Source organism: Streptomyces sp. NPDC028368, from assembly GCF_055565615.1.
Genome location: NZ_JBVHTY010000002.1, coordinates 1 through 23,992, shown reverse-complemented (window position 1 = coordinate 23,992; position 23,992 = coordinate 1). Strand labels below are relative to the sequence as shown.

The window sequence follows — 23,992 nt, the reverse complement described above, 5'->3', positions numbered from 1 at the left end:
CTTGCCTCCTGGGCGGCGGGGTCGCGCCCGTCGCGCCCCCGTTCGGAGGACCGAACGTACGCGGTGCGAAGACCTACGTCACCAGTGCGTCGGAGCCCAACTTCCGGGTCTGGAAGGCGCTTTCATGGTCGCTCCGCGACTCGGTCGCTCGGCCACGTCGGTCACGTCGGCCACTCGTCAAAGCCCGTCGCGTCCAGTTCGCACCACACCGTCTTGCCGACGTCGAGTACGTGGATGCCCCAGCGGAGGGTGAGGGCGCGGACGAGCAGTAAGCCGCGTCCGGAGGTGGCGTACGGCGCGACCTCGCCCGTATGCGGGAGGCGTTCGCCGCGGGCGTCGGTTACGGCGATCTGCAGGACGGCCCGGGTGAGCGAGAGCCGTACGCGGAAGAGCCGGCCGCGGACGGTGCCGTGCACGAGGGCGTTGGTGGCGAGTTCGGAGACCAGCAGTGCGGTGTCGTCGGCCAGTTGGGGGTGGCCCCACTCGGCCGCGAGGCGAGCGGCGCGGTTTCGGGCGAGGGCGATGCTCTTGGGGCGTGGGGTGTAGTCGAGGACGTCCTCTTGGAGGATCACTTCTGGTGGGTTGTTCGGGGCGATCATGTCGGCCACCTCCGGGATGGCAACGGGCGTCGACCGATAGGCCGACGCAACATCGCTGCGCGATCGGTTCACCACGGACGGTAGTGGCAGCGCCGTGATCGATACAAGTTCCTCTTGGATAATATCCTCCGAACGCGTTTGCAGGGTCGATCCCTCCGGCGACAAACTGGCCCCGCGATCCAGGAGGGGAACAAGTGACGACACGTCAGCCCATGCAGGGGAACAGCACCACAACAGTCTTGGGGCGCCGATTGGGTGGCGAGCTGCTACGCCTCCGTACGGCAGCGGGCATGAGGCAGCCTCAGGCCGCCAAGGCACTCACCGCTTCCACCACCAAGATCGCGAAGATGGAGGGCGGCTGGGTCCCCGTGCGCGACCCGGACATCCGCGCCTTGTGTGCGCTGTACGGCGTGACCGACCCAGTTCTCGTGGGTGGCCTGCTGGAGCTGGCGCGGATTGACCGCGAGCGGCGCAAGGCCAAGGGCTGGTGGGACGAGTTCCCGGACCTTGGCGACATGCAGGAGTACGTGACGCTGGAGAGCGCGGCCACCGCGATCCGGGCCTGGCACCTGACCTTCATGCCCGGCTTGCTGCAAACTCCGGATTACGTACGGGCGTTGCGGCCCGACGAGCAGTTCGTGGCCACACGAGTGGCACGTCAACGGCGGCTCTTCGACAAACCGCAGCTCTCGCTGCATGTGGTGATCTACGAGGCCGCGCTGAGGAGCCTCGTCGGCGATGCGTCGGTAATGCGCGGGCAGCTGGAACATCTGACGGCGATGGCCCGAAGGCCGAACGTCACCGTTCAGGTGCTTCCGTTCAGCGCGGGATCCCATCAGGGCATGGACTGCGCGTTCAACATCATGTCGTTCGGTGAGCCCGGCGCCATGGACGTGGTCTACATGGAGATCCCGTTCAATCGCCTGTGGGTGGAGGGCGGGGAGCGGGCTGCACAGCATGACGAGCTGTTCGAGAGAATCGCACAGCAAGCCCTCAGTGAGCGTGAGTCACTCGCGTTCGTCACCAGCCTCAGCAAGGAACTGTGAGCGATGCCCGAGTTCAGATTCCGTAAGTCCAGCTACAGCAACCCCGAACGCGAGTGCGTCGAGGTGGCCACCAACATCCCCGGCACCATCGCGATACGTGACTCCAAAGAGCCCGGCGGTCCGATACTCCGCCTCACGCCCGCTTCCTGGGCCCGGTTCCGTAGCGGCGTCGTGGAGGGGCTTCAGGGATGGCGGCCGCTCCCGTAAGTGGGAGGGTCCGAACCCCGGGTTTGTCCGTTCCCACAGAGGTTGGGGCGGTAGTGACAACGCGCTGACGGGGCGTAACCGATCGTGGAATTCTGGAGGCATGACGATGCCTCCCGAAGTGCCGTGTGCGGAGTGCCGGGGGACCGGCGCTCTCGAGTGGGAGACCCAGGACGGCAACACCACCACAACGCAATGCACCCGGTGCATGGGCACCGGCACGGTCCCGGCGTAGGAGGCGAACGACGACGTGACGACTCCCCGTGAGGGCAACCGGCTGCGCGCGCTGCCCCCCGAGTACGTCGACAGAATGCGCTGCACGCACTGCGAGCTGCGGAATATGAAGCTGCCCGGGACGACAGGGGGGCTGTGCATCCCTTGCTATGCGCTCGAGCGGCAGGCGGCGCCGCGGCGGACCGGTCAGGGCATGCAGCTGGCCAACTTCGTGTCGGACCCGTGCATGGGGTGCGGCTCGCATGCCGTGGACGCCAATGGGTGGGCGTTTTGGTGTGACTCGTGCGGGATGCAGGTCGCGGTTGCGTATCCGGGGACGTGAGTGTTCGGGGCGCCGGCCCACCGGCTTGCTTCATCGGCTTGCTTCACCGACTTGCTTCACCGGCTTGCAACGGCTTCCACCGGCTTCCATCGGCTTTCGCCGGGCCGATTCGTGAAGGTGCAATGCGCACTTCACACGTGTGGGGCACAGTGGTCGGGCGGAACACACGGTGATCGACGATCACTGCGGGGCTACGACCACAGGGGGCGATACGGGCATGGGTGACACCGAGCGAACGGGCGTCGGCATCGGCAGGCGGCGGCTGTTGGCCGCGTCCGGCGGCATCGCGGCCGCCGGGGCGCTGACCGCCTGTGGGTCCAACACCGGGCGGGGCGGCGGGGGTTCAGGGCCAGAGATCAGCCAGTGGTACCACCAGTACGGTGAGCCCGGGACCGAGCAGGCCGTGAAGCGGTATGCCGCCGCGTACACGAAGGCCGATGTACGGGTGCAGTGGCGGCCGGGTGACTACGACCGGCAGACGGCGGCGGCGCTGCTGACCGACTCGGGGCCGGATGTGTTCGAGGTCAACGGGCCGTTGCTGGACCAGATTCAGGGTGGGCAGGTCGCTGATCTGACGGCGGAGGTCGAGGCCGTCAAGGACGACTTCAACCAGGCGGTGCTGGCGCCGAAGATCTGGCAGGACAAGATCTGGGGCATTCCGCAAGTCATTGACCTGCAGATGCTTTTTTACCGCAAGAGTTTGCTGAAGGACGCGGGGGTTCAACCGCCGCAGACTCTCGATGAGTTGGTGGATGCGGCGAAGAAGCTGAGCACCAAGAAGGTCAAGGGGCTGTTCCTCGGGAACGACGGCGGGGCCGGGGTGCTCAGTGGGACGCCGCTGCATGCGGCGGGGCTGAGTCTGGTCGGGGAGGACGGGAAGGCCGGGTTCGATGATCCGGCGGCGGCTCGGGCGCTCGGGAAGATCCGGCAGTTGTACGCGGACAAGTCGTTGCTGCTGGGCGCGCCTACGGACTGGTCCGATCCGGCCGCCTTCGTCCAAGGGCTGACCGCGATGCAGTGGTCGGGGCTGTGGGCGCTGCCGGGGATCAAGAAGGCCCTGGGGGACGACTTCGGTGTGCTGCCGTTCCCGAAGGACGGGGCCGGTGGCAAGCCTGCCGTGCCGGTCGGTGCATACGGTTCCGCCGTCAGTGCGCGCAGCAAGCGCAAGGCGGATGCAAAGGCTTTCGCGAAGTGGCTGTGGGTGGAGCGCAGGGACTTTCAGCAAGACTTTGCGCTGTCGTACGGGTTCCACATTCCGGCGCGGATCTCGCTTGCAAAGAAGGCCAAGCAGTTGCAGGAGGGCGCGGCCGCGGAGGCGACCCGGTTCGCCACCGAGTACGGGCATGCCGAGCCGTTGCTGTGGACCAGCGCGGACCGTACCGCCTACCAGGATGCGCTGAGCCGGATCATCAAGGACGGCGCGAACCCGGAGAGCGAGCTGAAGAGCGTGGTGCGCACGGTCAACGCCGAGCTGCAGCGGGTCAAGAAGAAGCAGAAGCCGGAGAGGTGAGCGCCTCGCCCGCCCAGGCTCCCCGGAATCCCCGGACTCGCGGGGATTCCGGGCCTCCCCTGGCTTCCCCGGCAGACCCGGCCCCGCGGACCACCCTCGCCGTACGACTGCTCGGGCCGCAGCGGCGCAACCTGTGGTTCTGGGTCTTCGTCGGCCCGTTCGCGATCGGGCTGGGGCTGTTCACGTACGTGCCGCTGGTGTGGAGTCTCTACCTCAGCTTCTTCGACGCGCACAACACCGTGACGCCGGCGAAGTCGGACTTCGTGGGGCTGGGCAACTACGCGTCGATGCTGAGCGATGATGCGTTTCTCGGCAGCCTGGGGACGTTTGCGCTGTTCACCCTCTTCATCGTGCCGGCCACCTACGTGCTCTCGCTCGCCCTCGCGCTGATGGTCAACCGGCTGCGGTTCGCCCAGGCCTTCTTCCGGTCGGTGTTCTTCCTCCCGACCGCGTGCTCGTATGTCGTCGCGGCGGTGATCTGGAAGCTGTCGATCTTCAACGGGGTGCGGTTCGGGCTGGCGAACACGGTGCTCGGGTGGTTCGGGACCGATCAGACCGCTTGGCTGTCGACGACCCACCCACCCTGGTACTGGCTGGTGATCGTGACCGTACGACTGTGGTTGCAAGCCGGTTTCTACATGATTCTGTTTCTTGCGGGGCTGCAAAGGATTTCACCGCAGCTGTACGAGGCGGCGGCAGTGGACGGGGCGCGGCCCGGCTGGCAGGTCTTCCGGCATCTCACCTTTCCGCAGCTGCGGGCCACGTCAGTGGCGGTGGTGCTGCTGCTGGTGATCAATGCGTTTCAGGCGTTCGACGAGTTCTACAACCTGCTGAGCGATGCGCGCGGCTATCCGCCGTATGCCCGGCCCCCGTTGGTCTACCTCTACTACACGGCGCTCGGCCGGGAGCAGAATCTCGGGCTCGGCAGTGCGGGCGCGGTGATCCTGGCGCTGATCATCGCGGTGGCGACGGTCGTCCAGGCCCGCTGGTTCGGCCTCGGCCGCAAGGAGGACTGAGCACCATGCACGATGCCCTCACGCGGGCCGGGCGGGCGCTGCGGGTGGTGCTGCTCGTCGCCCTCGCCCTGCTGTTCCTCGTCCCGTTCTATCTGCTGGTGCGGAACGGGCTGGCGACCGAGCAGGAGATCACCTCGCCCGAGTGGACGTTCTTCCCGCGCGAGCTCCAGTGGGCGAATCTGACCGAGGTCTTCCGGGACCCGAGCCTGCCCATGGGGCGGGCGCTGCTCAACTCGACGCTGATCGCGGTGTCGACGACGCTCGGTACGGTGGTGCTCGCCTCGCTCGCCGGGTACGGCCTGGCACGGATTCCGTACCGGCACGCCAATGCCGTCTTCTACGCGATCCTGGGGACGCTGATGGTCCCGGCGGCCGTGACGTTCGTGCCGAGTTTTGTGCTGGTGTCGTCGCTCGGCTGGATCTCGACGCTGCGGGGCCTGGTCATCCCGACGCTGTTCAGCGCGTTCGCCTGCTTCATCTTCCGGCAGTACTTCATCGGTTTCCCCAAGGAGCTGGAGGATGCCGCCCGGGTGGACGGGCTCGGGTACTGGCGGACGTACTGGCGCATTGTCGTGCCCAATGCGCGGCCGGTCTTCGCCGCGGTCGCCACCATCGTCTTCATCGGGGCCTGGAACGCGTTCCTGTGGCCGCTGGTGATCGGGCAGGACCAGGAGTCCTGGACGGTGCAGGTCGCGCTGTCCACGTTCACCACCGCGCAGAACCTCAATCTGCATGAGCTGTTCGTGGCCGCGGCGGTCTCGATCGCGCCGTTGGTGGTGGTGTTCCTGTTGCTCCAGCGGTACATCGTGGCGGGTGTGGAGCGCAGCGGCATCGATGACTGAGGAAGGGCTGAGGCAGGGCTGAGGCAGGGCTGAGGAAGGGCGAGGATCGAGGAAAGAGACGGCTGAGGGATGACGATGGTCGGCGGCTGCCGCATGGGGTACGGTGCGTGGCATGAGCATGTACTCGTTCTTCCGTGAGGTGGAGCCGCGCGACGGCGGCCCCCACGGCGAGTGCGCGCCCCGCGGCCTGAGCTTTCTGCGCCGCCGCGGCCGGGTGGGATCTCCCCCGGCCTGCTGTTCCTGTACGTCCTGACGACTGTCCGCGGCGCGCCTGATGGATGCCCCTGGAGGCATCCGACGGCCGGCTGACGACTGACGGCCGGCTCCGGCGAGTGTCTCCGGGGCTGTCTCCGGCAGCTGCCTCCGCGGCCCGCCCCGGCCCGGCCGCCGGGCGGCGACGTATCACCCGTACCCCCTTCCCCACGGCTACCCCCCTGCCTCGCTCTCTCCCTTCCCAGGAGGACCAGTTGACGGCCATCGCCGACACCCCGCACACCACCCCCACCGCTACCGCCGCCCCCTCCCCCGCCCTGCGCCCCCACCGCATCCCCGCCGACGGGCTCTACGAGGGCCACCGCATCCTGCGCCGCACCCCCGACGGCTGGGCGGACCGGCCGTACGAGCTCTTCGAGGTCGTGCCGCAGGCCGCCACCATCGGGGCCGAAATCCGCGGGCTCGACCTCTCCCGGCCGCTGTCCGGGCAGCTGCGTACGGAGCTGAACCGGGCGCTGCTGGAGTGGAAGGTGCTGTTCTTCCGCGGGCAGCATCTGGCCTCCGATGCGCAGCGGGAATTCGCCCGCAATTGGGGAGAGCTGGAGACCAATCCGTTGCTGGCGCGGGGCACCGCGAAGGATGTGGTGCGGTTCGACAAGACGGCCGGCGGGGTCCCGACGTTCGAAAATGTATGGCACACGGATGTCACGTTCCGCGAACGTCCGGCGATGGGTGCAGTGTTGCAGCTGCGCGAGGTGTCGCCCGCGGGCGGGGACACGATGTGGGCCGATATGGCCGCCGCGTACGACAATTTGCCCCCGGAAATCCGGGCACGGATTAATTCCGCGCGGGCGGTGCACGACTATCTCCCGGGGTTCGCCCGCTTCTACTCACCGACCCAACTGGCGCCATTCCAGGCGGAGTTCCCTCCGGTGGAGCACCCGGTGGTGCGCCGGCACCCGGAGACCGGGCGGCGGATGCTGTTCGTCAACGCGTCCTTCACCACGCGGATCGCGGGGGCGACGGAGGCGGAGAGCGACCGGCTGTTGCGGGTGTTGTTCCAGCAGGCGCAGGTGCCGGAGTTCCAGGTGCGGTGGCGCTGGCAGGCGGGCGACATCGCCTTCTGGGACAACCGGGCCACTCAGCATTACGCGGTGAACGACTACGGGACGCACCGCCGGATCGCCGAACGGGTCGCCATCGCGGGCGACCGGCCGTACTGAGCGGGCGACCGGCCGTACCGCGCGAGGGTGCGACCGCACCGACGGTGGAAGCGGCCGCGACACCCCCTCACCTCTGCACCTCCGCCGGGCGCGCCCCCCGCAGCAGCGCCGCGCCCAGCGGGGTGAGGGTGTGCAGCACGGCGTTGCCCTGGCGCAGGGTGAGCAGGAGGCCGGCGTCGCGCAGCACGGTCGCGTGCTGGCTTGCGGAGGCCAGGGAGACATCGACGCGGCGGGCGAGTTCGCTGGTCGTACAGCCGACGCCGATGCCCTGGAGGATGGCGGAACGGGTCTGGCCGACGAGGCGGCCCAGGGAACGCTCGGGTGGGAGGGGCGGGGTGAAATGGGGCGCCTGATGCTCGACGGGATAGACCAGGACGGGGGTCAGGTCAGGGTTGTGGAAGGTGACCGGGGTGCGGCGGCAGAAGTACGAGGGCAGCAGGAGAAGGCCGCGGCCGCCCAGGTGGAGGTCGCGGTCCACCGGGTAGTCGGCCTCCAGGACGGGCGCCCGCCAGCGGAGCATCGGCGGGAGCGAGGAGAGCAGCCGGTCCGCGCCGCCGTCCAGGAGAGCCCGGCCGCGGGCGGCCCTGTCGGCCTCGATACGGCCCTGGACGCGCGGCCAGTGCGGGGCGACGGCGGCCTCGTAATAGCGCTGCAGGATGCCGGCGAGGCGGCCGAGCGAGCGGGAGCTGCCCTCGGCCATGTCCCGGATCCAGGACGGGAGCGGGCGGGCCGCGGTGGACAGGCGCGAGAGCTCGTCGTGCAGCCGGGGTGCCGGGGTCTCGCGCAGCGCGCAGAGCGCCTCGTCCATGCCGAGGAGCCCTTCGGCGGGCGTCAGGAAATCGGGAAAATAGCCCCGGGTCGGCACCAGCGGCGCCAGCAGACGCGTTTCGCCATTCAACCTTCCCCGCGTTTCCGATCGCCATCTGCCGAATGCCGAATCGTCACGTCTGTCACGCAGCCGGTGAAAGCTCAATACGGTCTCCCACAGCGCGTCCGGACGCGCGGCAATGCGCACCCGGGCCAGATCGAGGCCACTGAAATGGACGCGTAACACCGAACCCCCACCTTGGTTTCCTCGGGTGACCCCCCGGTACGCCCTGAGTATGCACGCCAACACGTGCGGTCACCATGCCCTTTTGGCCAGAGTTGAAAAGGGTCGCGCCACCCGGCGGGCGGCGGGAATGCTGTACTCAATTCGACGGCGGTGCGAACGGAACGGATTGCTCGATCCCGTGGGGGGTGATGGGCAAAAGACCGGCCGCTCAGCGCTCCGTTGAAGAGCCGCCTTCCCGCGCCGACCGGGGTGGCGGCAGCTCCCGAGGGGGGAGCCCGGAGAAAGAGCGAGGGCGGTACCTCCGCACAGGTGCCGCCCTTGCCCCCGCCGGCAAGGCACTTGCCCCCGCCCGACAGGGCGAGTTGAGATCCTGCGGGACATGACCCGCATCCTGTACGGCGGCGCTGCGCGAGGACTTCCGTAACGCCGATGCCGCGCCGGTCACCGGGCAGCGGGAAGCGGGTGCGTACGGACCTGCCGTTCCCTCCCCGGTACGGCCACGGCCCTGACACCCGGTGTGCTGCCCGGGATCGAGGCGTACACGGTGAAGGCTGCTGCGCCTCGCGGACACCCGGCCGGCCGGCACTTCACGGCCCTCGGCGCCGACGAACCCGGCAAGCAGGAGCTCTCCGCCGACCTGCTCGAAGCCGCTCTCCTCGTGGTCGACGACCGGGAACTGGCCATGGGGCACGGGCCAGGGATCGCAGATCACGGACCACGGATGACAAGCCACGGATCGCAGATCGCAGGTCATGGCGAACCGGAGGCTCGAGCGGAAAGGGGCGAGGGCGGCACCTCCGCACAAGGTGCCGCCCTCTTCGGGGTGCCGGAGCCGACAGCCTCGGCTGAGGGTCGAAGCGCCGGGCAGGGCCGGCTCCGGTGGTGGTTGGCGAGGTGCCGCGGGCGCGGGGCGTCCGCGGCACCCGTAGCGGGGTCAGCGGCTGTCGCTGCCCTGGGACTCGGCCGCCGCGCGGCCCGCCTCCAGTCGTGCGACCGGGATACGGAACGGGGAGCAGGAGACGTAGTCCAGGCCGACCTCGTGGAAGAAGTGGACCGACTCCGGGTCGCCGCCGTGCTCACCGCAGACACCGAGCTTGAGGTCCGGGCGGGTGGCCCGGCCGGCCGCGGCGGCGTTGCGGACGAGCGAGCCGACGCCGTCCTTGTCGATGGTCTCGAACGGGCTGACGCCGAAGATGCCCTTCTCCAGGTACGCGGTGAAGAAGCTGGCCTCGACGTCGTCGCGGGAGAAGCCCCAGACCGTCTGCGTGAGGTCGTTCGTACCGAAGGAGAAGAAGTCGGCCGACTCGGCGATCTGTCCGGCCGTCAGGGCGGCGCGGGGCAGCTCGATCATCGTGCCGAGAGTGAGCTTGAGGCTGACGCCGCGCTCCCGCTCGACCTCGGCGATGACCTGCTCGGCCTCCTCGCGGACGATCTCCAGCTCCTGGACGGTGCCCACCAGCGGAATCATGATCTCCGCACGCGGGTCGCCGTTGGCGCTCTTGCGGGCGGCGGACGCCTCGGCGATCGCCCGTACCTGCATGGCGAACAGACCGGGGATGACCAGGCCGAGGCGCACACCGCGCAGACCCAGCATCGGGTTCTGCTCGTGCAGCTTGTGCACGGCCTGCAGCAGGCGCAGGTCGTTCTCGTTGGCGTCCTTGCGCGCCTCGGCGAGCGCGACGCGCACCGACAGCTCGGTGATGTCGGGCAGGAACTCGTGCAGCGGCGGGTCCAGCAGCCGTACGGTCACCGGCAGCCCGTCCATCGCCTCGAACAGCTCGATGAAGTCGGCCTGCTGGAGCGGCAGCAGCTCGCTGAGCGCGGCGTCCCGGTCGGCGTCGGTGTCGGCCAGGATGAGGCGCTCGACCATCTCGCGGCGCTCACCGAGGAACATGTGCTCGGTGCGGCACAGGCCGATGCCCTGGGCGCCGAAGCGGCGGGCGCGGGCGGCGTCCTCGGCGTTGTCGGCGTTGGCCCGTACGCGCAGCCGGCGTACCCGGTCCGCGTACGCCATGATCCGGTGGACGGACTTGACCAGCTCGTCCGCGTCCTCGGCGCCGGCGTGCATCCGGCCCTCGAAGTACTCCACGACCGGGGACGGCACGACCGGTACCTCGCCGGCGTAGACCTTGCCGGTGGAGCCGTCGATGGAGACGACGTCGCCCTCCTCGATGACGGTCCCTTCGCGGGTCGTCATCCGGCGGGCCTTGGTGTCGACCTCCAGCTCCTCGGCGCCGCAGACACAGGTCTTGCCCATGCCGCGGGCGACGACGGCGGCGTGCGAGGTCTTGCCGCCGCGGGAGGTGAGGATGCCCTCGGCGGCGATCATGCCGTTGAGGTCGTCCGGGTTGGTCTCGCGGCGGATCAGGATGACCTTCTCGCCGGACCGGGACCACTTGACGGCGGTGTACGAGTCGAAGACGGCCTTGCCGACCGCCGCGCCCGGGGAGGCGGCGATGCCGCGGCCGATCGTCCGGGACTTCGCGCCCAGGTCGAAGCGGGGGAACATCAGCTGCGCCAGCTGCGCGCCATTGACCCGCTGGAGGGCCTCGGCCTCGTCGATCAGGCCCTGGTCGACGAGCTGGGTGGCGATCCGGAAGGCGGCACCGGCGGTGCGCTTGCCGACCCGGGTCTGCAGCATCCACAGCTTGCCGCGCTCGATGGTGAACTCGATGTCGCACAGGTCCTTGTAGTGCGTCTCGAGCGTGTTCATGATCTGCATCAGCTGGTCGTACGACGCCTTGTCGATGTTCTCGAGGTCGGCGAGCGGCACGGTGTTGCGGATACCGGAGACGACGTCCTCGCCCTGCGCGTTCTGCAGGTAGTCGCCGTAGACGCCCTGGTGACCGCTGGCGGGGTCGCGGGTGAAGGCGACGCCGGTGCCCGAGTCGGGGCCGAGGTTGCCGAAGACCATGGAGCAGACGTTGACCGCGGTGCCGAGGTCGCCGGGGATGCGCTCCTGGCGGCGGTAGAGCTTGGCGCGGTCGGTGTTCCACGAGTCGAAGACCGCGCGCACGGCGAGGTCCATCTGCTCGCGCGGCTCCTGCGGGAAGTCGCGGCCGGTCTCCTTGGCGACGATGTCCTTGAAGTGCGCGACCAGGTTCTGCAGGTCGGCCGCATCCAGGTCGACGTCGACGATGACGCCCTTGGCCCGCTTGGCCTCCTCGAGCGCCTCCTCGAAGAGCTCGCCGTCGACGCCGAGCACGGTCTTGCCGAACATCTGGATGAGGCGGCGGTAGGAGTCCCACGCGAACCGCTCGTCGCCGGCCTGTGCGGCGAGGCCGGAAACCGACGCATCGGAAAGGCCGATGTTGAGGACCGTGTCCATCATGCCGGGCATGGAGAACTTCGCACCGGAACGCACCGATACGAGCAGCGGGTCGTCGGCCTGGCCGAGCTTCTTGCCCATCTTCCGCTCAAGGGCGTCGAGGTGCTCGGAGACCTCGGCACGCAGTGCCGCGGGCTCGCTGCCGCTCTCGAGGTAGACCTTGCAGGCCTCAGTGGTGATCGTGAAGCCGGGAGGGACGGGAAGGCCCAGGTTGGTCATCTCCGCGAGGTTGGCGCCCTTGCCACCGAGGAGGTCCTTGAGGTCCCTGTTGCCCTCGGTGAAGTCATAGACGAACTTCACCGACGCAGACGCGGACGCAGACTGACTTACGTGGGGATTTTGTGTTTCCGGCACGGGACTGACTCCTCGCCGACGGGCTGCCCTGACGGCGAGGAACATACCCAGATCGAAGGCGCATGGGTACGTCCACTTGGTCGACATACGTGCGTAACCGGGTGTCCGCCAGCGGATCGCAGGTGATCTTCCTCCATTGAGTGAGTTCATTACCTGAATGCATCACTCCGTTAGGTAATTGGAGCGACGCATTTGGTCTACTCAGTGCGACGATCTCCTTGATCAAATGAACACATGAGCCCTGGCACCCAGTGCCATCATTGGAGAGGTGGAGTCGCGACCTGAATGCTCATGTGAGCGCACCCCCTATCAGGGGTGGCGAGAATCACGCGCTCATGTGTGACCGGGTTCCATCATTTGGACCCTCTTCGGCTAGATGATCAAGGAATGCCTCCGGTCACTTCCACCGGGATCCGACCGGGCATCCCGTGCCACGGAATGCCCGGCGTCAGAATCCAGCCATAGTTCCGGGCCGGCGCGAACCCCGCCCGGACGCCCGGATTCGTATACGGGAGCGCCGCTCACCGCGCCGGCGGCCCCTCAGGTGCGTCGGCGCAGCAGCGGCACCACCGCCAGCGGCTCAACGCCCGTGCCCTGGCGGCCCCTTGAAACGTCAGCTGAATGAGGCTGTAGATCTGCGGGATCATCAGCCCCGCGCCGATTCCCTGCACCACGCGGGCGCGCGTCAGTCCTTCGGCCGGCGGCCGCTGCGCCGGGGCCGCGGGTCCTGGCCGTCCAGCAGCTCCAGCCGGCGGTTCTCGCCGTGCGTCTCGACCTGCGCCACGATGCGGCGCAGCAGGTCCGCCAGGCTCAGCGCCTCGTCGTCGCTCAGGTGGCCGGTGACGAAGGATTCCTCGGCGTTGAACTGCGGGAAGACCTGCGTCATCAGCGTCTCCCCCTCGGGTGTGAGCGTGAGCAGCGCGAGCCGGCCGTCCGTGGGGTGGGTGCGGCGCTCGATGAGGCCGCGGCTCCGGAGCGTACGGGCGACGCCGGTGAGCGTGCCCTTGGAGATCCCGGCCTCCTCGGCGACCCGGCGGGTCTCCCGCTCGCCCCAGATCCACACGACCCACAGCACGACGAAGGAGGTCCAGGTGAGCTCGACCGCGCGCAGCACGGAGTTCTCGAAGTGCTGCCGTACGGCCGCCGCGGCGCGGTAGATACCGGCGACCGCGGCCATCTGTTGATGCCGGACGGGCGTGTCGCCGAGCTTGGCCCGGACCGCCTTTTCCGTGTCCCCGATGGAACGGTGCCCGCTGACCACGGCATCTCCCTCGATCGTGCCCGGTCCCCTGACGGGACCCGTACGGGCTCAATCGATACCGCGGCCGAGGCCTTCCGGGCCGGATCATCGGCCCGATGTCACCCGCCCGACGTCACCCGCCCGAGGTGTCCAGCTCCGCGTCCTCGCTCACGCCGGCGCAGTCGTACGGGTCCTTGAGCCAGCCGTCCGGCAGCACCACCCGGTTGTTGCCGGAGGTGCGGCCGCGGGGGCCGTCCGCGCCCTGCGGCCAGGGCTGGTCGAGGTCGAGGTCGCCGAGGCCGTCCTCCAGCTCGGCCAGCGAGCCGGTCATGGCCAGCCGCTTGCGCATCTCGGAACCGACCGCGAAGCCCTTGAGGTACCAGGCCACATGCTTACGGAAGTCGATGACGCCGCGGGTCTCGTCGCCTATCCACTCGCCCAGGAGCGTGGCGTGCCGCAGCATGACGGCGGCGACCTCGCGCAGGCCGGGGGCCTTGGGCGCGCCGGTGCCCTCGAAGGCGGCCACCAGATCACCGAAGAGCCAGGGACGGCCCAGGCAGCCGCGCCCGACGACCACGCCGTCGCAGCCGGTCTCGCGCATCATCCGCTGGGCGTCGTCCGCCGACCAGATGTCGCCGTTGCCGAGCACCGGGAGCTCGGGGACGTGCTCCTTGAGGCGGGCGATGGCGTCCCAGTCGGCGGTGCCGCCGTAGTGCTGGGCGGCGGTGCGGCCGTGCAGCGCGATCGCGGTCACGCCCTCCTCGACGGCGATCCGGCCCGCGTCGAGGAAGGTGAGGTGGTCGTCGTCGATGCCCTTGCGCATCTTCATCGTGACGGGCAGGTCCCCGGCGCCGGTGACCGCCTCGCGCAGGATGGCGCGCAGCAGATTCCGCTTGTACGGGAGCGCGGAGCCGCCGCCTTTGCGGGTGACCTTGGGGACCGGGCAGCCGAAGTTCAGGTCGATGTGGTCGGCCAGGTCCTCCTCCGCGATCATGCGGACGGCCTTGCCGACGGTGGCCGGGTCGACGCCGTACAGCTGGATCGAGCGCGGCTTCTCGGTCGCGTCGAAGTGGATCAGCTGCATGGTCTTCTCGTTGCGCTCGACCAGCGCCCGGGTCGTGATCATCTCGCTGACGAACAGACCCTTGCCGCCGGAGAACTCCCGGCACAGCGTCCGGAACGGGGCATTGGTGATCCCGGCCATGGGCGCGAGCACCACGGGGGGCTGCACCGTATGCGGGCCGATCTGCAGCGAAGTCATGGAGCCCATTGTCCCGCACCACGCGAGTGGCCTCGCCAGGGCCACAGGTCCCGAATCGTTGTAGCGTTCAATCATGTCGCTACCAGGCTCCGAGCTCAGCCGCCGCCGACGTCTGCTGGTGCTGGCGATCTGCTGTCTGAGCCTGCTGATCGTCAGTCTCGACAACACCGTCCTGAACGTCGCCCTGCCGTCGATGCAGCGCGAGCTGGGCGCCTCGGTCGCCGGAATGCAGTGGACGATCGACGCCTACATCCTGGTCCTGGCGTCGCTGCTGATGCTGTCCGGGTCGACCGCGGACCGGCTCGGGCGGCGGCGGATCTTCCTGGTCGGGCTGATGGTCTTCTCGATCGGCTCGCTGCTGTGCAGCCTGGCGCCCGACCTGGAGTGGCTGGTGGTGTTCCGGATGATCCAGGCGGTGGGCGGCTCGATGCTCAACCCCGTCGCGATGTCGATCATCACCAATACGTTCACCGAGCCGCGGGAGCGGGCGCGCGCGATTGGCGTGTGGGGCGGGGTCGTCGGCATCAGCATGGCGGCCGGGCCGGTGATCGGCGGCCTGCTGGTGCAGTCCGTCGGCTGGCGCTCGATCTTCTGGATCAACGTCCCGATAGGCGCCCTCGCGCTCTTCCTCACCCTGCGCTACGTCCCCGAGTCGCGCGCCCCCAAGCCGCGCCGCCCCGACCCGGTGGGGCAGCTGCTGGTGATCGTGCTGCTCGGCTCGCTGACGTACGCGATCATCGAGGCCCCGGAGACGGGCTGGGCGTCGCCGGAGATCCTGGCGTTCGTGCTGCTGGCGCTGCTGTCCCTGGCGGCTCTGGTCGGGTACGAGCGGCGGCGGCGCGAACCCCTGATCGATCTGCGCTTCTTCCACAGCGTGCCGTTCAGCGGGGCCACGGTCGTGGCGGTCTGCGCGTTCGCCTCGCTCGCCGGCTTCCTCTTCATCAACACCCTGTATCTGCAGAATGTGCGGAGGCTGTCCGCCCTGGAGGCCGGGCTCTACATGATCCCCATGGCGGGCATGACGCTGATCTGCGCGCCGCTGTCGGGGCGGCTGGTCGGCAGTCGCGGGCCCCGGCTCCCGCTGCTGGTCGCCGGGGCGTTCATGGGGGCGACCGGGGTGCTCTTCGCGGCGTTCGACGCGCAGGCGACGACGGCGCTGCTGTTCACCGGGTATGTGCTGTTCGGCATCGGCTTCGGCCTGGTCAATGCGCCGATCACCAACACCGCGGTGTCCGGGATGCCGCGCGCCCAGGCCGGGGTGGCGGCGGCGGTCGCCTCGACCAGCCGCCAGGTGGGGCAGTCGCTGGGCGTGGCGGTGATCGGCGCCGTACTGGCGAGCGGGGCGCGGGCCGGCGCCACCGGGGGTGACTTCGTCGCGGCCGGGCGTCCGGCCTGGTGGATCATCGCCGGGTGCGGCGGGGCCGTTCTGCTGCTGGGCGCGCTGACCACCGGGCGGTGGGCGCGGGACACCGCCCGGCATACGGCGGAGCTGTTCGAGGAGGAGCCGCCACGGGGCGGGCATGCGCCGGCGAGTACGGGGGCGTAGCCGGTACGGGAAGGGCGTAGCGGGTACGGGGATGGCCTGACGGGTGCGGGGGGGCCTGGCCGGTACGGGGGGCCTGGCCGGTGCGGGAATACCACCCCGGCCCCGCCTCGTTGTGGCCCCGCAGGGGGCTCTCGCATCCCCTAGGGGATGCGTTCGCCCGCCCCCTAGGGCCCCGATGGGCGATGCGGGCTTGGGCGATGCGGGCTCGGGCGATGCGGGCTCGGGCGATGCCCGCGTGGGTAATGGCCGCGTGGGTAATGGCTGCTTGGGCGATGCCCGCTCACCCGGCGGCGAGCGCCAGCTTCTCCAGCTGTTCGAGGCGCTCCTGGGTCGTTTCGTCGACCGGTGCGTAGGTCAGCACCTTGGGACCGGGGTTGGGGCCCGTCCACAAGCTGCTGGCGGAGAGTTGCAGGATGCCCACCTGGGGGTGCCGGATGACCTTGACGGCGCTCACCGGGCGGACGACCTCATGCTCGGCCCAGACCTCACAGAACTCCGTCGACGCCTCCGCCAGCCGCGCGACCAGCGCCTTCCAGGCCGGCTCGGCGACGTGTTCCGCCATCGCTGCCCGGAACTTGGCGGCCATCACCCGTTTCGAGGCCTCCAGATCGACCGTTCTCGCCCGCCACTCGGCGTTCATGAACGCCAGCCACATGCAGTTGCGGTCCTCTTCGGGCAGCGCATCGAAGTCGCACATCAGCTGCCCGTAGGTGCTGTTGTACGCGAGGATGTCGAACCGGCTGTTCTGGACGACCGCCGGGAACGGCGAGAGCTGGTGCAGGACCTGTTGCAGGCCACGCGGCACGCCCGTGCACTCGCCGGCGCGCAGCGGATCGACCTCGCCGGCCAGCGCGAACAGATGACTGCGCTCGGCGCGGTCCAGCAGCAGTGCGCGGGCCACCGCGTCCAGGACCTGTGGCGAGACATGGATGTCCCGGGCCTGTTCGAGCCATGTGTACCAGGTGACGCCGACCGCCCCGAGGTGTGCGACCTCCTCACGGCGCAGCCCCGGGGTGCGCCGACGGGCGCCGCGCGGCAGCCCGACCTGCTCCGGCGTGATCCGCTCCCGCCGGCTGCGCAGAAAGGCGGCCAGCTCGGCCCGGCGGGCGGCGTCATCGCGTGGGGCCACGGCGCCCCACGGGGCAGCGGCGGCGGGACGTGTGCCAGCCTGCGTCAGGGTCGCGTCGACGGTCATGCCTCCAGCGTGCCGCAGCGCCCAGCCGGTTGCCAGGTAGTGTCGGTACCAGGATAAGGACACTCTGGTACCCGGCTGAGCGAGCGGCGATCGTCAATGGCGTGAGCGATACCCGAGTTCAGTCCACCGTCCCCGAGGCCACCGTCCCCGAGGCCGTCCCCGAGGCCGCCGTGCCTGCGGCCACCGCCGCCGCGGCTCCGCCCGCTTCCGCACGGCACCGGTCCGCGGCCGCCCCGCTGCTGACCCCGACCGGTCTGCTGACCGTCCTCCTGGGTGCCGCCCTGCCGATGATCGACTTCTTCATCGTCAATGTCGCGCTGCCGACCATCGACCGCGATCTGCACGTGGGCCCCGCGCTGCTGGAGATGGTGGTGGCGGGCTACGGCGTCGCGTACGCCATGCTGCTCGTCCTCGGCGGCCGGCTCGGCGACATGGTCGGCCGCCGCCGGCTGTTCCTGTGGGGCCTGGCCGCCTTCGCCCTCACCTCGCTCGCCTGCGGGCTGGCCCCGGACGCCTGGACACTGGTGGCTGCCCGGGTGGCGCAGGGCGCCGCGTCCGCACTGCTGCTGCCCCAGGTGCTGGCCACCATCCAGGCCACGACCACCGGCAAGCGGCGCGCCAAGGCGGTCAGCCTGTACGGAGGCACGGCGGGCGTCTCCAGCGCCGTCGGCCAGGTGCTCGGCGGGCTGCTGGTCGCCGCCGACCTGGCGGGCACCGGCTGGCGCGCGGTCTTCCTCGTCAACGTCCCGATCGCGGCCGCGGCCTGGCTGCTGGCCGCCCGTACGGTCCCCGAGACCCGTTCCCCGCACCCGAGCCGGGTCGACGGCCCCGGCACCGCGCTGCTCGCCACCACCCTGATCACCCTCCTCCTGCCGCTGACCGAGGGCCGCGCGGCCGGCTGGCCCCTGTGGTCGTGGCTCCTGCTCGCCGTCTTCCCGTTCGCCGCCGCCGCGTTCCTCATCGTCGAGCGCCGCGCCGAACGCCTGGGCCGCACGCCGCTCGTACCGCCGTCCCTGCTGCGCATCCCCTCGGTCCGCAGCGGCCTGTCCATGTTGGTTCCGTTCTCGATCGGCTTCGGCGGCTTCATGTTCGTGGTGGCCGTGGCCCTCCAAACCGGCCTGCATTACGGCCCGTTCGCGGCCGGGCTGTCCCTCGCGCCCCTCTGCTTCACCTACTTCCTCGCCTCGCTGGCGGGCCCGCGGCTGGTGCAGCGCTTCGGGCGGCGGGTGGTGCTGACCGGCTCGCTGATACAGGCCGCCGGACTGGTCTCCCTGGCGCTGACCGTCCGCGCGGGCTGGCCCGACGTCTCGGTGGCCGGCCTCGCGCCGAGCATGGCGGTCCTGGGCATCGGCCAGGGCATGGTGCTGCCGATTTTGATGCGCGTCGTACTGAGCGAGCTGCCGGCGGCCCAGGCAGGGGTGGGCGGCGGCGTCATGGTCACCACCCAGCAGTCGGGCCTGGCCCTCGGGGTGGCCACCCTGGGCACCCTCTTCCTCGCCCTCCTCCCCTCCCTCGGCATCCGCGACGCGCTCCTCGCCGCGCTGCTGACCCAGCTGGCGCTCGTGCTGGGAACGACGCTGCTCAGCCTCCGCCTGCCCCACACGCTGCGCTGACCACCGCCACCGGCCGGCCGCGCCGCCTCACGTACCTGACCACACACTGATCCACGCACCGATCCAACACATGACGGCTGACAGATATTGAAATCTGTCAGCCGTCATGTCATAGTGAATGCACGGCAGCCGCTGCCCTTCGCCCCCTATCCCCCTCGCCCCTTATTCGCTCCCCTCCCTCCCCTCCCCCTCAGGAGCACGCCGTGCAAACCCGCACCCTTGGCACCACCGGCCCGCAGACCTCCGCCCTCGGCCTCGGCTGTATGGGCATGTCCGCCCTCTACGGCGACGCCGACCGCGCCGAATCCATCGCCACCATCCATGCCGCCCTCGAAGCGGGCATCACCCTGCTCGACACCGGCGACTTCTACGGCATGGGCCACAACGAACTCCTCATCAACGAAGCCCTGCGCACGGCCCCCGCCGCCGCCCGCGAAAAGGCCCTGACCAGCGTCAAGTTCGGCGCCCTGCGCACCGTCGAAGGCGGTTTCACCGGCTACGACGGCCGGCCGAACGCGGTGAAGAACTTCGCCGCGTACTCCCTCCAGCGCTTGGGCCGCGACCACATCGACATCTACCGCATCGCCCGGATCGACCCGGACGTGCCCATCGAGGAGACCATCGGCGCCATCGCCGAGCTGGTCGAGGCCGGACACGTCCGCCACATCGGCCTCTCCGAGGTGAGCGCCGAGACCCTGCGCCGGGCCGCCGCCGTCGCCCCGATCTCCGACCTCCAGATCGAGTACTCCCTCATCTCCCGCGGCATCGAGGACGACATCCTGCCCACCGCCCGCGAGTTGGGCATCGGCGTCACGGCGTACGGCGTCCTGTCCCGCGGCCTGATCAGCGGCCACTTCACCCGCGACCGCAAGCTGGCCGCAGGAGACTTCCGGGGAATGTCACCGCGCTTCCAGGGCGAGAACCTCGACCGCAATCTCGACCTGGTGGACGCGCTCCGCAAGATCGCCGAGCAGAAGGGCGTCTCGGTCGCGCAGACCGCGATCGCCTGGGTGCTCTCGCGCGGCGAGGACATCGTCCCGCTGGTCGGCGCCCGCCGCCGCGACCGCCTGACCGAGGCGCTCGGCGCCGTGGACATCACGCTGGACGCCGACGACCTGGCCGCGATCGAGCGCGCGGTTCCGGCCGGCGCCGCCGCGGGCGAGCGCTACCCGGCCGAGCAGATGGCCCACCTGGACAGCGAGCGATGACCGCCCGGGGCGAGGGGCGGGCCCGCCAGGTACGGTCCGTAGTACCTGGCGCGCACGTATCCCGCGTGCGCACCCACCAGGTGTCCCCGCCCGTCGCCCCGCCCGCTTCCCTCCGAAAGGCCGGCCCGTCCCATGGCCCCCGAGACACTGACGCCCGAGCGCATCCTCGAAGCCACCGAGGAGGTGCTGCGCCGCTACGGCCCGGCCAAGGCCACGGTCGTCGATGTGGCGCGCGCCCTGGGGGTGAGCCATGGCAGCGTCTACCGTCACTTCCGTACCAAGGCGGCGCTGCGGGAGGCGGTCACGGAGCGCTGGCTGGACCGGACGAGCCAGACGCTGTCCGTCATCGTCACGGACGAGGGCCCGGCCGAGGACCGCCTGCGCCGCTGGCTCGCCGCCCTCTTCGAGGCCAAGCGGCACAAGGCCGGCGACGACCCCGAACTCTTCGCCACCTATATGACGTTGATCGGCGAAAGCGGCGGCGTGGTCGACCGCCATGTCACCGACCTCGAGTCCCAGCTCACCACCATCATCGAAGCCGGCGTCACACAGGGCACCTTCCACACCCCCTCCCCCGCCACCACCGCCCGCGCCGTTTTCTCCGCCGCCAGCCGCTTCCACGACCCCTGCTACGCCCCCGAGTGGTCCCGCCCGGACATCACCGCCGACTTCGAGGCCGTACGCGAACTGATCCTGCGGGGATTGCAGGCATAGGGTCTCCATCACGGCGACCCGGCCGGCGGCCGGTCCGGACCGAGAGGCGGGAGATACCCCGGCATGACCGCATCGAGGGCCGCCTTAACGCGGGACAGTCTGCGGGTGAAGATCATCGTGCAGCGGGTGCGGCTGCGCGACACGGAATACCGGTGATCAGGCCGGCCCGGCCGCTGAAGAACGGAGCGCTGTACGCACGGGACAACGCGTACGACATGTACGTGGACCGCACGGACGGCCGGCGTATCGGCACCCTCTGGCTGCTCGCGGCGCGCTCCCCGAGGTCCTTGGTCTACCTGCCGACGCGCGGTGTTCCGACCGCTCCCGGTGTCGGCTGGGCGGACGAGCGGCCCCTCGACCTCGTACTGGCCCACCCCGAGGCGCAGCTGCGCCCGTCCCGCTGGAAACACGGCCCCGGCTGCAACTATCACTACTGCCGGTACCTGTATGCCGGGCCGGCCCTGGCCGCACGCGGCGGGGAACGGTTCCCTGTGGAGTTCTGCCCGCCATGGACGCGATGAGCGGGAACCGCCGAACCGCACGCCCTGCCCGGACACCACTCCCCGCACGCCCTGCCCGGACCGCACGCCCGGCGCGGACCGCACGCCCGGCGCGGACCGCAGGCCCTGCCCGGACCGCCGCTACCCTCCAACCCCCAAGAACCGCAGCACCGCCAGCACCCGCCGGTGGTCCGCGTCCGCCTTCGGCAGGTCCAGCTTCGACAGGATGTTGTTGATGTGCTTGGCGACCGCGCTCTCGCTGACCACCAGCTGGGCGGCGATGCCGGCGTTGGAGCGGCCCTCGGCCATCAGGGCCAGGACGTCGCGTTCGCGGCCGGTGAGGCGTTCGAGGGGGTCGCTGGCCCGGCGTACCAGCAGCTGGGCGACGACCTGCGGGTCCAGGGCCGTCCCGCCGGCCGCCACCCGCCGCAGCGCCTCGATGAAATCCTCGACGTCCGCGACCCGTTGCTTGAGCAGGTAGCCCACACCGCTGGTGTTGGTCGCCAGCAGGTCGGCGGCGTAGCGCTCCTCGACGTACTGGGAGAGCAGCAACACCGCAGTGGAGGGCCATTTCTGACGGATCGCCAGGGCGGCCCGGACCCCTTCGTCCGTGAAGCCCGGCGGCATCCGGACATCGACGACCGCGATGTCCGGCCGGTGTTCCTCGATCGCCGCCAGCAGCCCCTGCGCCTCTCCCGCCTCGGCCACCACCTCGAACCCGGCCATTTCCAGCACTTTGACCAGCCCGATCCGCAGCAGCACGGAATCCTCGGCGATCACGGCGCGCCTCACCTCGGGCACGGCAGCTCCACGCTCATCATGGTCGGTCCCCCCACAGGGCTGCTCATCCGGAATGTTCCGTCCACGGACCGCACCCGCTGGGCGAGTCCCTTCAGTCCCGTCCCCTTGGACGGGTCGGCCCCGCCCACCCCGTCGTCGGCGATCACCACCCGAAGTATCCCGCCGAGCCGGGTGAGCGTCACATCGGCCCGGGTCGCCTCCCGCGCGTGCTTGGCGACGTTGGTCAGCGCCTCGGAGACGACGAAGTACGCGACGGCCTCCACCGCGGGTGAGGTCCGCTGCGGAAGATCCGTGGGCAGGTCGACCCGCAGGCATACGGGCAGCGGGGCGCGGGCGGCCAGCCCCGACAGCGCCGCGTCCAGCCCGAGTTCGTCGAGGACGGCCGGATGGAGGCCGCGTACGAGGTTGTTGAGCTCTTCGATGGCGTCCTTCGCCTCGCGGTGCGCCACGTCGATGACCTCCTGTGCCTCCGGGGGCAGGTCCGTGAGCGTGGCCTTGGCCAGTCCCAGGTTCAGGGCGAGCGAGACGAGCCGCTGCTGGGCGCCGTCGTGGAGATCGCGCTCGATCCGGCGGCGTTCGGCGTCGGCGGCGTCCACGGCTCCGGCCCGGCTCTCGGTCAGGTCCTCGACCCGCCGCTCGAGTTCGTCGGACCGGCTCACGCCCAGTACCGCCCGCCCGACCAGGTTCTCCAGCCGTACGAGCCCGGCGGCCAGCGAGGGCACGGCGGCGAGCGCCAGCAGCCCCAGGGCGCTGAGGTAGGCGGCCCCGGTGGTGTAGCCCTGCGGCACGAGGCGCCATGACGGCGGCACCACCCAGATGCACACCAGGCTCGAGGCGGCCGTCAGCCCCGTCAGCGCCAGCCCGAGCAGCAGGAGTTCCAGGAGGCCGAGCAGCGGCCCGACCAGGCAGTTGTAGGCGAACTGCCGCTTGGTCTGGGTGAAGCGCAGCCGCGGCAGGTCCACCCCGCACAGCGCCCGGAACCGCCACCGCTGCGCCTCGGTCAGCCCGTATCCGGCGATGGCGAGCAGGGCGAGCGGGGCGGACAGGATCACCGGGGCGTCCGACGAGGTCCCGGCCACGGTCCGGGACGTGAGGATCACGACCCACAGGAACAGCGGCGGGGTGACGAGGTGCAGCGGCACCCCAGCCGAGATGAAGAGAATGTCGCGTCGCAGCCGTATGAGGGTGCGGCGCAGCCGAGGCGGGAGGGTCATGATCCAAAGGTATGCGGCGGCGGAATGACGTGACCATGAAGGAAGGGTCCGGAACGGGGGTGTAGCTGGTGCCACCCCAAGTCGGACAGCGGCATTACTGACGGTGGCCGCCGCGACCTGGAGTGTTGATCACGAGCCCGAAGGCCGGGTTCGTGACAGCCGAAAGAGGCACCTTTCATGACCCTCCTTGCCTTCAACTCGCCTGCGAACGAGGGCAGTTGCCTTACCGGCCGGACCGCCCGCGGCGCTCTGCCGCTCAGCCCCGCGCGCCGCCTCCAGGGCCGGATCCTCGCCGGCGCCGGGCTCGCCCTCCTCCCCTGGCTCGGCTACCTCGCCGGTACCCTCCCGCCCGCCGAGGCTGCGGCCTGGGTGGCGCTGGACGCCCTGGAAGCCGCCTGCCTCCTGGCCGCCGGCACCCGCCTGCTGCGTTCCGACTCCCGCCACCGCGCCCCCGCGGCCGCCGCGGCCGTCCTCCTCCTGGCCGACGCCTGCATCGACATGGCCACGGCCGCCCCCGGCGCGGAACTGGCGACCGCCATAGCCATGGCCGTGGGCGCGGAACTGCCCCTGGCGGCCCTGTGCGTCACACTCGCCGCGCGCCCGGCGCGGGCCGCCTAAGGGCTGCCCCGTAATGCCTGGCGGGCGCACGACGACAGCCCTTAGTACTGCAACCGCATGTGGGGTGTGTGGCCTCGGCGTTGGTAGTGGCAGTGGCGGGCTCGGGCTTGGCTGCGTCTGCGGAAGTGTGACCAGTG

The 23,992-nt window shown here is 70.2% G+C and carries 22 protein-coding genes; 14 read left to right on the top strand and 8 right to left on the bottom strand.

Annotated features, from left to right (window positions below):
* Positions 1–161: 161 nt before the first annotated feature.
* Positions 162–599 (bottom strand): ATP-binding protein, encoded by a 438-nt coding sequence (locus ACZ4S3_RS03655; RefSeq protein WP_467925290.1) that lies wholly within the window; start codon positions 597–599, stop codon positions 162–164.
* 212 nt (positions 600–811) lie between these two features.
* On the opposite strand from ACZ4S3_RS03655, the gene ACZ4S3_RS03650 reads away from it, so the two are divergent.
* From ACZ4S3_RS03650 to ACZ4S3_RS03615, 8 genes are all read left to right on the top strand, one after another.
* A complete protein-coding gene (locus tag ACZ4S3_RS03650; RefSeq protein ID WP_467927246.1) occupies positions 812–1,645 on the top strand; it encodes a helix-turn-helix domain-containing protein in 834 nt (277 codons plus the stop codon).
* A 3-nt stretch (positions 1,646–1,648) separates the two neighbouring features.
* Positions 1,649–1,852, top strand: a complete 204-nt coding sequence (locus ACZ4S3_RS03645; RefSeq protein ID WP_467925288.1) for a DUF397 domain-containing protein — start codon at positions 1,649–1,651, stop codon at positions 1,850–1,852.
* A gap of 247 nt (positions 1,853–2,099) precedes the next feature.
* The gene (locus ACZ4S3_RS03640) at positions 2,100–2,405 is read left to right on the top strand and encodes a hypothetical protein (RefSeq protein ID WP_467925286.1); all 306 of its coding nucleotides are present in this window, start codon (positions 2,100–2,102) and stop codon (positions 2,403–2,405) included.
* A gap of 217 nt (positions 2,406–2,622) precedes the next feature.
* The gene (locus tag ACZ4S3_RS03635; RefSeq protein WP_467925284.1) at positions 2,623–3,915 is read left to right on the top strand and encodes an ABC transporter substrate-binding protein; all 1,293 of its coding nucleotides are present in this window, start codon (positions 2,623–2,625) and stop codon (positions 3,913–3,915) included.
* A 59-nt stretch (positions 3,916–3,974) separates the two neighbouring features.
* Positions 3,975–4,931 carry a carbohydrate ABC transporter permease gene (locus ACZ4S3_RS03630; RefSeq protein ID WP_467927242.1) on the top strand — a complete coding sequence of 319 codons (957 nt, stop codon included), beginning with the start codon at positions 3,975–3,977 and terminating at the stop codon, positions 4,929–4,931.
* A 5-nt stretch (positions 4,932–4,936) separates the two neighbouring features.
* Positions 4,937–5,773 carry a carbohydrate ABC transporter permease gene (locus ACZ4S3_RS03625; RefSeq protein ID WP_467925282.1) on the top strand — a complete coding sequence of 279 codons (837 nt, stop codon included), beginning with the start codon at positions 4,937–4,939 and terminating at the stop codon, positions 5,771–5,773.
* 112 nt (positions 5,774–5,885) lie between these two features.
* Positions 5,886–6,026: a hypothetical protein gene (locus tag ACZ4S3_RS03620; protein ID WP_467925281.1), complete on the top strand. Its 141-nt coding sequence runs from the start codon at positions 5,886–5,888 to the stop codon at positions 6,024–6,026.
* A gap of 223 nt (positions 6,027–6,249) precedes the next feature.
* Positions 6,250–7,209, top strand: coding sequence for a TauD/TfdA dioxygenase family protein (locus ACZ4S3_RS03615; protein WP_467927238.1), 960 nt, complete (start codon positions 6,250–6,252; stop codon positions 7,207–7,209).
* Positions 7,210–7,276: 67 nt separating this feature from the next.
* Here the strand turns inward: ACZ4S3_RS03615 and ACZ4S3_RS03610 are convergent, their stop codons facing one another.
* The 4 genes from ACZ4S3_RS03610 to dusB form a co-directional block, all read right to left on the bottom strand.
* Positions 7,277–8,107, bottom strand: coding sequence for an ArsR/SmtB family transcription factor (locus ACZ4S3_RS03610; protein WP_467925279.1), 831 nt, complete (start codon positions 8,105–8,107; stop codon positions 7,277–7,279).
* 1,090 nt (positions 8,108–9,197) lie between these two features.
* Positions 9,198–11,891: a pyruvate, phosphate dikinase gene (gene ppdK, locus ACZ4S3_RS03605; RefSeq protein ID WP_467925277.1), complete on the bottom strand. Its 2,694-nt coding sequence runs from the start codon at positions 11,889–11,891 to the stop codon at positions 9,198–9,200.
* Between the two features lie 739 nt (positions 11,892–12,630).
* Complete coding sequence (locus tag ACZ4S3_RS03600) at positions 12,631–13,206, bottom strand: MarR family winged helix-turn-helix transcriptional regulator (RefSeq protein ID WP_467925275.1); 576 nt, start codon at positions 13,204–13,206, stop codon at positions 12,631–12,633.
* Between the two features lie 112 nt (positions 13,207–13,318).
* Positions 13,319–14,455 (bottom strand): tRNA dihydrouridine synthase DusB, encoded by a 1,137-nt coding sequence (gene dusB / locus ACZ4S3_RS03595; protein WP_467925273.1) that lies wholly within the window; start codon positions 14,453–14,455, stop codon positions 13,319–13,321.
* A gap of 64 nt (positions 14,456–14,519) precedes the next feature.
* Between dusB and ACZ4S3_RS03590 the strand changes: the two genes are divergently transcribed.
* Entirely contained in the window at positions 14,520–15,992 is a 1,473-nt protein-coding gene (locus ACZ4S3_RS03590) for an MFS transporter (RefSeq protein WP_467925271.1), read from the top strand.
* A gap of 280 nt (positions 15,993–16,272) precedes the next feature.
* Here the strand turns inward: ACZ4S3_RS03590 and ACZ4S3_RS03585 are convergent, their stop codons facing one another.
* Complete coding sequence (locus tag ACZ4S3_RS03585; RefSeq protein WP_467925269.1) at positions 16,273–17,187, bottom strand: helix-turn-helix transcriptional regulator; 915 nt, start codon at positions 17,185–17,187, stop codon at positions 16,273–16,275.
* A 101-nt stretch (positions 17,188–17,288) separates the two neighbouring features.
* On the opposite strand from ACZ4S3_RS03585, the gene ACZ4S3_RS03580 reads away from it, so the two are divergent.
* From ACZ4S3_RS03580 to ACZ4S3_RS03565, 4 genes are all read left to right on the top strand, one after another.
* On the top strand, positions 17,289–18,800 hold the full coding sequence (locus ACZ4S3_RS03580) for an MFS transporter (RefSeq protein ID WP_467925267.1): 1,512 nt from the start codon (positions 17,289–17,291) through the stop codon (positions 18,798–18,800).
* Positions 18,801–19,003: 203 nt separating this feature from the next.
* The gene (locus tag ACZ4S3_RS03575) at positions 19,004–20,008 is read left to right on the top strand and encodes an aldo/keto reductase (protein WP_467925265.1); all 1,005 of its coding nucleotides are present in this window, start codon (positions 19,004–19,006) and stop codon (positions 20,006–20,008) included.
* A 132-nt stretch (positions 20,009–20,140) separates the two neighbouring features.
* On the top strand, positions 20,141–20,722 hold the full coding sequence (locus ACZ4S3_RS03570; RefSeq protein ID WP_467925263.1) for a TetR/AcrR family transcriptional regulator: 582 nt from the start codon (positions 20,141–20,143) through the stop codon (positions 20,720–20,722).
* Positions 20,723–20,874: 152 nt separating this feature from the next.
* Complete coding sequence (locus ACZ4S3_RS03565) at positions 20,875–21,243, top strand: hypothetical protein (protein WP_467925261.1); 369 nt, start codon at positions 20,875–20,877, stop codon at positions 21,241–21,243.
* Positions 21,244–21,363: 120 nt separating this feature from the next.
* Here ACZ4S3_RS03565 and ACZ4S3_RS03560 read toward each other — a convergent pair whose 3' ends face one another.
* Together ACZ4S3_RS03560 and ACZ4S3_RS03555 are read right to left on the bottom strand one after the other, a co-directional pair.
* On the bottom strand, positions 21,364–22,002 hold the full coding sequence (locus ACZ4S3_RS03560; protein ID WP_467927234.1) for a response regulator: 639 nt from the start codon (positions 22,000–22,002) through the stop codon (positions 21,364–21,366).
* An 8-nt stretch (positions 22,003–22,010) separates the two neighbouring features.
* Positions 22,011–23,237 carry a sensor histidine kinase gene (locus ACZ4S3_RS03555; protein ID WP_467925259.1) on the bottom strand — a complete coding sequence of 409 codons (1,227 nt, stop codon included), beginning with the start codon at positions 23,235–23,237 and terminating at the stop codon, positions 22,011–22,013.
* A 177-nt stretch (positions 23,238–23,414) separates the two neighbouring features.
* Here ACZ4S3_RS03555 and ACZ4S3_RS03550 point away from each other — a divergent pair, with 177 nt between their 5' ends.
* Complete coding sequence (locus ACZ4S3_RS03550) at positions 23,415–23,855, top strand: hypothetical protein (protein ID WP_467925257.1); 441 nt, start codon at positions 23,415–23,417, stop codon at positions 23,853–23,855.
* The last annotated feature ends 137 nt before the right edge of the window (positions 23,856–23,992 follow it).

Coding starts and splice junctions, on each gene's coding strand:
- ACZ4S3_RS03655 (WP_467925290.1), bottom strand. CDS start 599: ATGATCGCCCCGAACAACCCACCAGAAGTGATCCTCCAAGAGGACGTC.
- ACZ4S3_RS03650 (WP_467927246.1), top strand. CDS start 812: ATGCAGGGGAACAGCACCACAACAGTCTTGGGGCGCCGATTGGGTGGC.
- ACZ4S3_RS03585 (WP_467925269.1), bottom strand. CDS start 17,187: ATGACCGTCGACGCGACCCTGACGCAGGCTGGCACACGTCCCGCCGCC.
- ACZ4S3_RS03590 (WP_467925271.1), top strand. CDS start 14,520: ATGTCGCTACCAGGCTCCGAGCTCAGCCGCCGCCGACGTCTGCTGGTG.
- ACZ4S3_RS03625 (WP_467925282.1), top strand. CDS start 4,937: ATGCACGATGCCCTCACGCGGGCCGGGCGGGCGCTGCGGGTGGTGCTG.
- ACZ4S3_RS03620 (WP_467925281.1), top strand. CDS start 5,886: ATGAGCATGTACTCGTTCTTCCGTGAGGTGGAGCCGCGCGACGGCGGC.
- ACZ4S3_RS03635 (WP_467925284.1), top strand. CDS start 2,623: ATGGGTGACACCGAGCGAACGGGCGTCGGCATCGGCAGGCGGCGGCTG.
- ACZ4S3_RS03645 (WP_467925288.1), top strand. CDS start 1,649: ATGCCCGAGTTCAGATTCCGTAAGTCCAGCTACAGCAACCCCGAACGC.
- ACZ4S3_RS03555 (WP_467925259.1), bottom strand. CDS start 23,237: ATGACCCTCCCGCCTCGGCTGCGCCGCACCCTCATACGGCTGCGACGC.
- ACZ4S3_RS03550 (WP_467925257.1), top strand. CDS start 23,415: ATGACCCTCCTTGCCTTCAACTCGCCTGCGAACGAGGGCAGTTGCCTT.
- ACZ4S3_RS03570 (WP_467925263.1), top strand. CDS start 20,141: ATGGCCCCCGAGACACTGACGCCCGAGCGCATCCTCGAAGCCACCGAG.
- dusB (WP_467925273.1), bottom strand. CDS start 14,455: ATGGGCTCCATGACTTCGCTGCAGATCGGCCCGCATACGGTGCAGCCC.